Source organism: Micromonospora sp. CA-244673, assembly GCF_050948395.1.
In the GTDB taxonomy this organism is placed as follows: Bacteria; Actinomycetota; Actinomycetes; order Mycobacteriales; family Micromonosporaceae; genus Micromonospora.
Genome location: NZ_CP192019.1, coordinates 5,792,154 through 5,803,621, shown reverse-complemented (window position 1 = coordinate 5,803,621; position 11,468 = coordinate 5,792,154). Strand labels below are relative to the sequence as shown.

General features: G+C 74.6%; 12 protein-coding genes. 8 read left to right on the top strand and 4 right to left on the bottom strand.

Features of this window, described 5'->3' with window-relative positions; genetic code table 11:
* Positions 1-64: 64 nt before the first annotated feature.
* Positions 65-709, top strand: a complete 645-nt coding sequence (locus tag ACQP12_RS26535) for an MOSC domain-containing protein (protein WP_433282873.1) — start codon at positions 65-67, stop codon at positions 707-709.
* 38 nt (positions 710-747) lie between these two features.
* Here the strand turns inward: ACQP12_RS26535 and ACQP12_RS26530 are convergent, their stop codons facing one another.
* Both ACQP12_RS26530 and ACQP12_RS26525 read right to left on the bottom strand, forming a co-directional pair.
* The gene (locus ACQP12_RS26530) at positions 748-1,608 is read right to left on the bottom strand and encodes a hypothetical protein (RefSeq protein WP_357939126.1); all 861 of its coding nucleotides are present in this window, start codon (positions 1,606-1,608) and stop codon (positions 748-750) included.
* A 101-nt stretch (positions 1,609-1,709) separates the two neighbouring features.
* Positions 1,710-2,495: an enoyl-CoA hydratase-related protein gene (locus ACQP12_RS26525; protein ID WP_433282871.1), complete on the bottom strand. Its 786-nt coding sequence runs from the start codon at positions 2,493-2,495 to the stop codon at positions 1,710-1,712.
* A gap of 19 nt (positions 2,496-2,514) precedes the next feature.
* On the opposite strand from ACQP12_RS26525, the gene hemW reads away from it, so the two are divergent.
* Positions 2,515-3,738 (top strand): radical SAM family heme chaperone HemW, encoded by a 1,224-nt coding sequence (gene hemW, locus ACQP12_RS26520; RefSeq protein ID WP_433282869.1) that lies wholly within the window; start codon positions 2,515-2,517, stop codon positions 3,736-3,738.
* 81 nt (positions 3,739-3,819) lie between these two features.
* Here hemW and ACQP12_RS26515 read toward each other — a convergent pair whose 3' ends face one another.
* Positions 3,820-4,443, bottom strand: coding sequence for a DUF4870 domain-containing protein (locus ACQP12_RS26515; RefSeq protein ID WP_357939130.1), 624 nt, complete (start codon positions 4,441-4,443; stop codon positions 3,820-3,822).
* A gap of 231 nt (positions 4,444-4,674) precedes the next feature.
* Here ACQP12_RS26515 and hrcA point away from each other — a divergent pair, with 231 nt between their 5' ends.
* From hrcA to ACQP12_RS26500, 3 genes are all read left to right on the top strand, one after another.
* On the top strand, positions 4,675-5,697 hold the full coding sequence (hrcA, locus tag ACQP12_RS26510; RefSeq protein WP_357939132.1) for a heat-inducible transcriptional repressor HrcA: 1,023 nt from the start codon (positions 4,675-4,677) through the stop codon (positions 5,695-5,697).
* Between the two features lie 72 nt (positions 5,698-5,769).
* Positions 5,770-6,912: a molecular chaperone DnaJ gene (dnaJ, locus tag ACQP12_RS26505; protein WP_189198120.1), complete on the top strand. Its 1,143-nt coding sequence runs from the start codon at positions 5,770-5,772 to the stop codon at positions 6,910-6,912.
* A 1-nt stretch (position 6,913) separates the two neighbouring features.
* Positions 6,914-7,648, top strand: a complete 735-nt coding sequence (locus ACQP12_RS26500) for a 16S rRNA (uracil(1498)-N(3))-methyltransferase (protein ID WP_357939134.1) — start codon at positions 6,914-6,916, stop codon at positions 7,646-7,648.
* 32 nt (positions 7,649-7,680) lie between these two features.
* Here the strand turns inward: ACQP12_RS26500 and ACQP12_RS26495 are convergent, their stop codons facing one another.
* Positions 7,681-8,442, bottom strand: coding sequence for an SDR family NAD(P)-dependent oxidoreductase (locus ACQP12_RS26495; RefSeq protein ID WP_433282865.1), 762 nt, complete (start codon positions 8,440-8,442; stop codon positions 7,681-7,683).
* Between the two features lie 47 nt (positions 8,443-8,489).
* Between ACQP12_RS26495 and ACQP12_RS26490 the strand changes: the two genes are divergently transcribed.
* From ACQP12_RS26490 to ACQP12_RS26480, 3 genes are all read left to right on the top strand, one after another.
* Positions 8,490-8,840: a histidine triad nucleotide-binding protein gene (locus ACQP12_RS26490; protein WP_355665666.1), complete on the top strand. Its 351-nt coding sequence runs from the start codon at positions 8,490-8,492 to the stop codon at positions 8,838-8,840.
* 21 nt (positions 8,841-8,861) lie between these two features.
* Positions 8,862-10,238 carry a serine hydrolase domain-containing protein gene (locus ACQP12_RS26485; RefSeq protein ID WP_433282862.1) on the top strand — a complete coding sequence of 459 codons (1,377 nt, stop codon included), beginning with the start codon at positions 8,862-8,864 and terminating at the stop codon, positions 10,236-10,238.
* 166 nt (positions 10,239-10,404) lie between these two features.
* Entirely contained in the window at positions 10,405-11,463 is a 1,059-nt protein-coding gene (locus ACQP12_RS26480; protein WP_357939140.1) for a PhoH family protein, read from the top strand.
* Positions 11,464-11,468 lie beyond the last annotated feature (5 nt).

Here is an 11,468-nt window from a genome sequence, read left to right as displayed (position 1 = left end):
GTCCGCCGGGTGCCGGGAGGAACCCGTTTTCCCGCACCCGGCGGCGGCACCTAGGCTGACCGCCATGACGGGCAGGCTGGCGGCGGTGAACATCGGCGGGGTGACCGAGGCGGAGTGGGCGGGCGACCCGAGCGGTCGCAGCGGTATCGACAAGCGGCCCGTCGACGGCCGGGTGGAGATCCGCTTCGCCGGCGTCGCCGGGGACTTCATCGGCGAGCGGGCCCACCACGGCGGCCCCGACCAGGCGGTCTACGCGTACGCCGAGGAGGACGCCGGCTGGTGGGCCGGCGAGCTGGGCCGGTCCCTGCGGCCGGGCGCCTTCGGCGAGAACCTCACCACCTGGGCGGTGGACGTCACGGGCGCGGTGATCGGCGAGTGCTGGGCGGTCGGCTCCGCGCTGCTGCAGGTGACCAAGCCGCGCACCCCGTGCACCACCTTCGTCGGCTTCTGGGGCGTGCCCGACCTGATCAAGCGGTTCACCCTGCGGGGTGCGCCCGGGGCGTACCTGCGGGTGCTGCGGGAGGGTGACGTGGGCGCCGGCGACCCCGTCGAGGTGGTCGACCGGCCGGCGCACGGGGTGACGATCGGCCAGGTGTTCCGGGCGACCACCCTCGAACCGGAGTTGCTGCCGCGCCTGCTCGACGTGCCAGAGCTGCCCGAGTCGGTGCGGGCCAAGGTCCGCCGCCGCCTCGGCGCCGCCGCCGGCTGACCACCCCGACCGCTCGGGCCGGCCCGGGCCGCGCCGGGTCAGGCCGCGGCGAAGACCTCGGCCAGCACCTGGGTCGCCGGGTCGCCCTTCACCTTGGCCCAGGTGCCCTGCTCGGCCGTCCACTCCAGGCCGCCGAACCGCACCAGCTTCACCCCGTGGTCATCGGCGTGCGAGACCAGCCAGTGGGCGTACCGCCAGCCGTTGCGGCTGTCGGCGGCCGGCACGGTCAGCCCGGTCAGGTCGGTGCCCGAGCTCAGCTCCGGCAGGCCCCAGTCGAGGGCCAGGCTCTGCATCAGGGCGCTGGCGGCGGCCGGGCCGCGCATCGTCGGCGTCGGGCCGACCGTGCAGGCCACCGCCCCGGTCGCGTTCCCCAGCAGGGCGCGGGTGAGCACCTGCGACTCGTCCGCCCACTTCTCGTACGCCTCGGGGTAGGCCGACCGCTGGACCCGCTGGGCGGCCTCGGTGACCCGCAGCTTCTCCCAGCCCTTGACCTTCTTCAGCGCGGCGTAGAACTTCTTGGCCGCGTAGCGCGGGTCGCGGATCTCGTCGGGGGTGCCCCAGCCCTGGCTCGGGCGCTGCTGGAACAGGCCGAGGGAGTCCCGGTCGCCGTGCGCGATGTTGCGCAGGTGCGACTCCTGGTAGGCCGTCGCCAGCGCCACCACCACGGCCCGCTCCGGCATCTTGCGCTGCACCCCGATGGCCGCGATGGTGGCCGCGTTGGCCATCTGGTCGGCGCTGAGCACGACCTCGCCGTCGGCCTTGACGGTGCAGGTCCGGCTGGCCATCGGCAGCCGCAGCTGGTGCCCGAACTGCTTCGCGACGAACCACACGCCGAGCAGGGCCAGGACCGCCACCACCACACCCGATGCCACGATCGCCGCTCGCGTTCGCACCCGCACCCCCAGTCCCGACAGCCCGCCAAGCGTACGTCGCCCACTCCCGTCCCCGGGTCGGCCGACCGGATGCCTCACGGTCCGTAGCCGACCCCGCACCTCCGGCCTCAGTCTGCGGCGGGCACCCAGGCCGCGGGCCGCTTCTCCCGGAACGCGAGGACGCCCTCCCGGCCCTCCTCGGACAGGAAGTACCCGGTGGAGAGCGCGGCCAACTCGGCGATCTCGGCGCGCAGGTCGGTGGCGGCCGGGCGGCGCAGCAGCTCCTTGGTGCCGGCGAGGGCCTTCGGTGCGCCCTTCACCAGCGAGGCGCAGTACCGGTCCACGGCGTCGTCCAGCGCGTCCGCCGGCACGGCGGCGGTGACCAGGCCGATCTCGGCGGCCCGCCGGCCGTCGAACGTGTCGCCGGTCAGGTACAGCTCGGCGGCGGCCCGGGGGTGCAGCCGCGGCAGCACGGTCGCCGAGATCACCGCCGGGATCACCCCGATCCGGACCTCGGTGAAGGCGAACGTGGCCTCCTCGGCGCAGACCGCCAGGTCCGCGGCGGCGATCAGGCCCAGCCCGCCGGCCCGCGCCGGCCCGGCCACCCTCGCGAGCACCGGCTTCGGGCACTCCCGGACCGCGACCAGCACGTCGCCCAGCATCCCGGCCGGCACGGAACCGCTGGCGTACGCGGCGGCCGTCTCCTTCAGGTCGGCCCCGGAGCAGAACACCGGGCCGGTGTGGTCCAGCACGACGGCCCGGACCGCGTCGTCGGCGACCGCCGCGGCCAGCCCGGCCAGCAGCTCGGTCATCAGCGGGGTGGAGAGCGCGTTGCGGTTGTGCGGGCTGTCCAGGGTGAGGGTGGTCACCCCACGGGCCGTGGCGACCCGCACGAGAGCGTCCGGAGAGGTCATGCCGGGCACACTAGTGGCCATGCCCGGCGTCCTTCCAGAAGGCGAACCCGTCCCGCGCGACGGGGCGCTGCCCCCTGCCGCCCGCCGCGCCGTCGGCGCACGCGGCTTCGGCGTGTACGTGCACGTCCCGTTCTGCGCCAGCCGGTGCGGCTACTGCGACTTCAACACCTACACGGCCGCCGAGCTCGGCGGCGGCGCCAGCCGCGAGACGTACGCCGACACCGTGCTGGCCGAGCTGGCTCTCGCCGGCCGGGTGCTGGGCGACACCCCGCCGCCCCGGGTCGACACCGTCTTCGTCGGTGGCGGCACGCCCACCCTGCTCCCGGCCGACGACCTGGCCCGGATCCTCGACGGCATCGACCGCACCTGGGGGCTGGCGGCCGACGCCGAGGTGACCACCGAGGCCAACCCGGAGACGGTCACCCCGCAGTCGCTCAAGACGCTGCGGGCCGCCGGCTACACCCGGATCTCGCTGGGCATGCAGTCCGCGGCGCCCGGCGTGCTGGCGATCCTCGACCGGCAGCACAGCGCCGGCCGGGCCACCGCCGCCGCGCTGGAGGCGCGGGACGCCGGGTTCGACCACGTGAACCTGGACCTGATCTACGGCACGCCGGGGGAGTCGGCCGAGGACTTCGCCGCCTCGCTGGACCAGGTGGTCGCGGCGGGGGTGGACCACGTCAGCGCGTACGCCCTGATCGTCGAGGACGGCACCCGGCTGGCCGCGCGGATGCGCCGCGGCGAGCTGCCGTATCCCAGCGACGACGTGGCGGCGGACCGTTACCTCGCGGCGGAGGCGGCCCTCGGCGCGGCCGGCTTCTCCTGGTACGAGGTCTCCAACTGGGCCCGCTCCGAAGCGGCCCGGTGCCGGCACAACCTGCTCTACTGGACCGGCGCCGACTGGTGGGGCCTGGGCCCGGGGGCGCACAGCCACGTCGGCGGGGTGCGCTGGTGGAACGTCAAGCACCCGACCGCGTACGCCCAGCGGCTGGCCGCCGGGGAGTCGCCCGGCCTGGCCCGGGAGGTGCTCACGCCGGACGAGGCGCACATGGAGGACGTGATGCTGCGGCTGCGGCTCGCCGACGGGCTGCCCCTGTCCGGGCTCGACGAGGCGGGCCGGGCGGGCGCCGAGCGGGCCCGGGCCGGCGGCCTGCTCGACGCGGGCGCGTACGCCGCCGGGCGGGCGGTGCTCACCCTGCGCGGCCGGCTGCTCGCCGACGCGGTCGTCCGCGACCTGCTGCCCTGACCGGACCCGGCCGGCCCACGCGGTCGCCCCCGACGCTGCCCGGACGGGCCCGGCCGGCCCTCCGGGCCGGCCGGGCCGGGCTCACTTGATCAGGTTGGCCGACATCGGGTAGCGGTAGGGCTGCCCCTCGTTGGCCTTCACTCCGGCCATGATGCCGAAGATCACGCCGATGATGACGGCCGCGCCGACGGCGAGGAAGCCGACGAGGATGCAGCTCAGGATCCAGCCGACGAGGCCCACGATCGACCACACGAGCTGGAAGTTGAGCGCCGACACCGCGTGCTGGCGCACGGTCGGGGACTGGTTGCCCCGCGCCAGCATGGCGACCAGCGGCGGGAGCCACCCCAGCACACCGCCGCTGACGAACATCGCCGCCGCCCCGCCGAAGTGCGCGACGAGGGCCCAGGTCTTGTCGTCGTTGTTGGCGTAGCCGGCGGGCGGCCCGTAGGCGCCGCCGCCCGGGTAGCCGCCGCCCGGCGGGGGATAGCCGCCCGGGGGTGGGTAGCCGCCCGACGGCGGCTGGCCGCCGGGAGGTGGGGGATAGCCACCGGGCGGGGGATAGCCGCCCCCGGCCGGCGCCCCGGACAGTGGTGCGGTGGGTGGTTCGCCGGCCGGCGACGAGCCGTACGGTGCCGACGGCGGGGTCGGCTCCGGCGGCGGTGCGCCGGAGTCCCCCGCTCCGGGAGGGCGAGGAGGTTCAGTCATGGACGTCACGGTAGGTCCCGGGGGCAAGGGCACACCAGAGCGAGATCGCCCGGGATGTCCGGCTGTTCGGCCCTGGCGGGTCGGATGTGCGGCGGGCCGCACCGGAGGTACGTCGCTGATCATCGCGTCGGCGGGTCGGCCGACGTAGACTGGCACTCGCTACAGTCGAGTGCCAGACGCCCGGCGGACGCCGCGCGCCGGGGCGGACGAGGTGCGTCAGGAGGTGGGGAGATGGGTCTCGACGACCGCAAGCTCGCCGTGCTGCGCGCGATCGTCGAGGACTACGTCGCCACGCAGGAGCCGGTCGGCAGCAAGGCCCTGGTCGAGCGCCACCAGCTGGGCGTCTCTCCGGCGACCGTCCGCAACGACATGGCGGTGCTGGAGGAGGAGGGCTACATCCGGCAGCCCCACACCAGCGCCGGCCGGGTGCCCACCGACCGCGGCTACCGGCTCTTCGTCGACCGGCTCTCCCGGGTCAAGCCGCTCAGCCCGGCCGAGCGCCGGGCGATCGAGCGCTTCCTGGTCGGCGCGGTCGACCTGGACGACGTGGTGCACCGCACGGTCCGGCTGCTGGCCCAGCTCACCCGGCAGGTCGCCGTGGTGCAGTACCCGAGCCTGGCCCGCTCCAAGGTGCGCCACCTGGAGCTGGTGCCGATCTCCACCACCCGGCTGATGGTCGTCATGATCGCCGACACCGGCCGGGTCGAGCAGCGGCTGGTCGAGATGCCCGGGCCGGTCGCCCCCGACGACGTGACCGACCTGCGCCGGGTGGTCAACGAGAAGCTGGTCGGCTCCCGGCTCTCCGACACCCCGCCGCTGGTGCAGGCCCTGGTCGACGAGTCGACCCCGCAGCTGCGCCCGGCCATGGCCACGCTTTCCAGCGTGCTGCTGGAGACCCTTGTCGAACGGCACGAGGAGCGCATCGCGCTGGCCGGCACGGCCAACCTCACCCGGGGCGGCCTGCTCGACTTCCAGGGTTCGCTGCGCCCGATCCTCGAGGCTCTCGAGGAGGAGGTCGTGCTGCTCAAGCTGATCGGGGAGGCCGAACCGAGCACCACCCGGGTGCTCATCGGCGACGAGAACGAGATCGACAACCTGCGCGCCGCCTCGGTGGTCAGCACCGGGTACGGCCCGGGCAGCACGATCGTCGGTGGGCTCGGCGTGCTCGGGCCGACCCGGATGGACTACCCCGGCAATATCGCCATGGTGAGGGCCGTGGCACGCTACGTGGGCGAGTTGCTGGCCCAGAACTGACCAGTCAGACCGACGGCCGGCTCCGGCCGACGACCGGCGCAACGCGAGACGAACATGAGGACACCGAACGCAGTGGCCAGGGACTACTACGGCATTCTCGGCGTGAGCCGGGACGCCTCCGATGACGAGATCAAGCGCGCCTACCGCAAGCTGGCGCGGCAGTTCCACCCGGACGTCAATCCGGACCCGGAGGCACAGGAGAAGTTCAAGGACATCAACGCCGCGTACGAGGTGCTCTCGGACGATCGGAAACGGCAGATCGTCGACCTGGGCGGCGATCCGCTCGCCCCGGGCGGCGGGGGCGCGGGTCCGGGCGGTCCGGGCGGCGCCGGCCCGTTCGTCGGCTTCCAGGACATCATGGACGCCTTCTTCGGCGGGGCGGCCGGCGGCAGCCGGGGCCCGCGGCCGCGTACCCGGCCGGGCGCCGACGCGATCCTGCGCCTGGAGCTGGACCTGAACGAGACGGCGTTCGGCGTCGAGGCGCCGATCACCGTCGACACCGCCGTGCTCTGCACCACCTGCTCCGGCGCGGGCACCGCGGCCGGCACCCACCTGGCCACCTGCGAGGCCTGCGGCGGCCGGGGCGAGGTGCAGTCGGTGCAGCGGACCTTCCTCGGCCAGGTGGTCTCCGCCCGGCCCTGCACGGTCTGCCAGGGCTACGGCACCACCATCCCGCACCCCTGCCCGACCTGCGCGGGCGACGGCCGGGTGCGCACCCGCCGCTCGCTCACCGTCAAGATCCCGGCGGGCGTCGAGGACGGCATGCGGATCCGGCTGGCCCAGCAGGGCGAGGTCGGTCCGGGAGGCGGCACCGCCGGCGACCTCTACGTCGAGATCCACGAGCGCCCGCACGACGTCTACTCGCGCAAGGGCGACGACCTGCACTGCCGGGTCACCGTGCCGATGACCGCGGCGGCGCTCGGCACCCGGCTGACCATCAAGACCCTCGACAGCGAGGAGACGGTCGACGTCAAGCCGGGCACCCAGCCGGGCAGCACGCTGCGGCTGCGCGCCCGGGGCGTGCCGCACCTGCGCGGCACCGGCCGGGGCGACCTCTACGTCCACCTCGACGTGCGGACCCCGACCAAGCTCGACGCCGACCAGGAGCGGATGCTGCGCGACTTCGCCAAGACCCGCGGCGAGGAGGTCGCCGAGCTGACCAAGCAGGGCGGCTTCTTCTCCCGGATGCGCGACGCCTTCAACGGGCACGCCTGAGGTGTCGGCGCCGCTGTTCCTGGTCGAGGCGCTGCCCACCGGTGACACGCTGACGCTGGACGGCCCCGAGGGGCACCACGCGGCCACCGTGCAGCGGCTGCGCGTCGGCGAGGAGCTGCTGCTCGCCGACGGGCGGGGCGGCACGGCCGGCGCGGTGGTCACGGCCGTCGGCAGGGGCACCCTCGACCTCCGGGTCACCTCCCGGGGGTACGCCGACGCGTCCGTCCCCCGGCTGGTCGTGGTGCAGGGCATCGCCAAGGGCGACCGGGGCGAGCTGGCCGTGCAGGCGATGACCGAGGTCGGGGTGGACGAGATCGTCCCCTGGGCGGCGTCCCGCTCGGTGACCCAGTGGCGCGGGGACCGGGGCGTACGCGCGCGGGAGAAGTGGGCGGCCACCGCCCGGGAGGCGGCCAAGCAGGCCCGCCGGCCGTGGCTGCCGGTGGTGGCGGGCACGCCCGACGAGTCGACCACCACGGTGACCCGGCGGATCGCCGGGGCGGCCGCCGCGTTCGTCCTGCATGAGGAGGCCGAGGAGCGGCTGACCACGGTCGAGCTGCCCGACGCCGGCGAGATCGTCCTGGTGGTCGGCCCCGAGGGCGGCATCACCGACACCGAGCTGTCGGCCTTCGGGGAGGCCGGCGCGCGCCCGGTCCGCCTGGGCCCGTCGGTGCTCCGCACGTCAACAGCCGGCGTGGCCGCGCTGACCGTCCTGTCCACCCGCCTGTCCCGCTGGTAGACCCGCCCCGCACGGCGCTGCGAGTGGGCGTGTCAGGTGCGGAGGTAGGAGGCGCCGTTCAGGTCGACGATCGTTCCCGACGCCCACTCCGCTTCAGGGCTGGCCAGCCAGTGCACCGCCGCGGCGATCTCCTCGGGGCGGGCCACCCGGTTGAACGGGGACTGGGCGCGGATCGCGTCGCCCCGCTCGCCGCTGAGGTGGGTCGTGGTCATGTCGGTCGCCACGAAGCCGGGCGCGACCGTCGCCACGGCGATGCCGTACGGGGCCAGGGCCAGCGCCAACGACTGACCGAGCGCGTTCAGCCCCGCCTTGCTCGCCCCGTACGCGGGCTGCTCGGGCTCACCCCGGAAGGCGCCCCGGGACGACACGTTCACGATCCGGCCGCCCCGCTCGCGCATGTGCTGGGCGGCGCACCAGGTGGCGTTCGCGGCGCCGGTCAGGTTGGTCTCCAGGACCAGCCGCCACTGCTCCCGCCACTGGTCGTACGTGTTACCGAAGACCGGGTGGGGCAGGTCGCGGGGCCCGTAGACGCCGGCGTTGTTGACCAGGACGTCGAGACCGCCCAGGCGCTGCGCCGCCTCGTCCACCATGGCCCGCACGGCGTCCGGGTCGGCCAGGTCGGCACGGACCATCACGTGCCCGTCGCCGGGCAGTTCCGCCCGCAGCGCCTCGGCCAGCTCCGCGGAGTCCCGGTGGTGGATCGCCACCCGGTCCCCGCCCGCCGCGAACGCCCGCGCCACGGCGCGGCCGATGCCGCGCGAGGCCCCCGTCACCAGTACCGCCCGAGAAGTCACGCGGCACATCATGCCTCAGCCGGTACGGCACGATTTACCATGCCCCGATGGGAACCGACTGCCTGTTCTGCCGGATCGTCGCCGGGGAGATCCCGGCCACCATCGTCCGCGAGACCGCCACCACGCTGGCCTTCCGCGACATCGACCCGAAGGCGCCCACGCACGTGCTGGTGATCCCGAAGGAGCACTACGCGGACGTGGTCACCCTGGCCGAGGGCGACCCGGGGCTGGCCGGTGAGCTGCTGGGCACCGCGGCCGTGGTGGCCGAGGAGGAGGGGCTCACGGTGGACGGCTTCCGGCTGATGTTCAACACCGGCCCGTACGGCGGCCAGGAGGTCTTCCACGTGCACGCGCACCTGCTGGGCGGGGCCCCGCTCGGCCCGATGCTGTGCCGCTGACGGGCTGCCTAGACTGCCCTCATGATCACGGTGCATGACCGGCTCGGCCGGATGGTGCGGCAGGCGCAGGCCCACGGGCGGATCCCGGCCGTCTCGGTCGCCCTGCACCGGGCCGACCGGCCGCTGTGGACCTGCGCGGTCGGCGGGACCGGCAACGACACGGCGCTCGGGCCGGAGTCGGTCTTCCGGATCGGCTCGGTCACCAAGACCTTCACCGCGGTGCTGGTCATGCAGTGCCGTGACGAGGGGCTCCTCGACCTGGACGACCCGATCGGGCGGCACCTCGACCTGCCGGCGCACGGCGAGCTGACCGTACGCCGGCTGCTGTCGCACACCGCGGGCCTGCAGCGCGAGCCGCACGGCGACGTCTGGGACAGCCTCCGCGCGCCCGACGTCAGCGAGCTGCTCGCCGACCTGGCCCGGGTGGAGCGGGTGCTGCCCACCGGCCGGCGCTACCACTACTCCAACCTCGGCATGGCCCTGCTCGGCGAGCTGGTCGCCCGGCTGCGCGGCGGCACCTGGGCCGAGGTGCTGGCCGAGCGGGTGCTCGCCCCGCTCGGGCTGGCCGCCACCGGCACCGCGCCCGGCGACCGGGCGGCGACCGGGTTCCTGGTCGACGCGTACTCCGACGAGGCCCGTCCGGAGCCGCCGACCGACTTCGGCGCGGTGGCCCCCGCCGCGCAGCTCTGGAGCACCGCGCCGGACATGGCGCGCTGGGCGGCCTTCCTGGCCGACCCGGCGGCGCTGGACCCGGCCGGCGCCGTGCTCGCGCCGGCCACCCTCGACGAGATGCGCTGGCCGCTGACCACCACCGACGAGACGCTCTGGGCGGGCGGTTTCGGCCTCGGGCTGATCCTGGTGCCGCAGCCGGGGCGGGTGATGCACGTGGGGCACGACGGGGCCATGCCCGGTTTCCTGGCCGCCGTCTACGGCCGGCACGGCGGGGACGGCACGGCCGGCGCGATGGGCTGCGCGGTGCTCGGTTCCTCCGGCACCGGCGTGGAGGTCTTCGAGCTGCCGCACCGCCTGCTCGCCGCCGCCGCCGAGCACGACCCGGCCGACGTCGAGCCGTGGCGGCCCGGCGCGCCCGCCCCGGAACACCTGCGCGGCCTGCTCGGCCGCTGGTGGGGCGAGGGCTTCGAGTACGTCTTCTCCTGGCACGACGGGGCGCTGCGGGCCCGGGGCGCGGACGACCCGGCCGGCAAGCCGCCCTCGGTGTTCGCCCCGCTGCCGGACCGGCCGGACGTGTTCCGCACGGTCGCCGGCCGGGAGGTGGGCGAGCTGCTCCGGCTGACCCGGGACGAGCGCGGCGCGGTGGTGCGCCTGCACTGGGCCACCTACCGGTTCACCCGGCACCAGGAGACCTTCGAGGGGTACGACTTCCGCGCCGGCAGCTGATCTCCACGGCGACGGCGAGGGCTCTGTTCCGCCGGCTCGCGCCCGACGGAAATGGACACGGTGCCGCGGGTGTTGACCCGATACGATGGGAGTCACGACCGCCGCGCCAGCAGGGCCCGGCGCCGAGTTCGAGAGCAGGTGGCGCAGGGCCCGACGGGCCCGACCTATGACCGGCACCCCACCTCCCGGCCCGCCCCGGGTGCAGACCAGGATCACGGTCCCCGACCAGAAGATCATGGTGAATCTGCTCGGCGCGGGCGACGAGATCCTGCGGCTCGTCGAACGCTCGGTCAACAGTGACGTCCACGTGCGGGGCAACGAGATCACCATCACCGGCGCGCCCGCCGACAACGCCCTCGCCGAGCGACTCTTCAGCGAGCTGCTCGAACTGATCGAGAAAGGCGAGACCCTGACCACTGACGCAGTCCGGCGTACGGTCGGGATGCTCGAGCAGGGCGGCACCGAGCGGCCCGCCGAGGTCCTGACGCTCAACATCCTCTCCCGGCGCGGCCGCACCATCCGTCCCAAGACCCTGGGCCAGAAGCGCTACGTCGACGCCATCGACGCGCACACCATCGTCTTCGGCATCGGCCCGGCGGGCACGGGAAAGACCTACCTGGCCATGGCGAAGGCCGTCCAGGCGCTCCAGGCCAAGCAGGTCAACCGGATCATCCTGACCCGGCCGGCGGTCGAGGCGGGGGAGCGGCTGGGCTTCCTGCCCGGCACCCTGAACGAGAAGATCGACCCCTACCTGCGCCCGCTCTACGACGCGCTGCACGACATGCTCGACCCGGAGTCCATCCCGAAGCTGATGGCCGCCGGCACGATCGAGGTGGCGCCGCTGGCGTACATGCGGGGTCGCACCCTCAACGACGCGTTCATCATTCTCGACGAGGCGCAGAACACCACGCCCGAGCAGATGAAGATGTTCCTCACCCGGCTCGGGTTCAACTCCAAGATCGTGGTCACCGGTGACGTCACCCAGGTCGACCTTCCCGGCGGGACGACGAGCGGCCTGCGGGTGGTCCGGGAGATCCTGGGCAACGTCGAGGACGTGCACTTCGCCCAGCTGTCCAGCTCCGACGTGGTGCGCCACAAGCTGGTGGGCGAGATCGTCGACGCGTACGCCCGCTGGGACGCCGAGCGGGAGAACCAGCAGGCGCAGAGCGTGCACGCCGTGCCCGGGCGGACCGCCCAGGGCGGCCGGGCCGGCCGGCGCCGCTAACCATC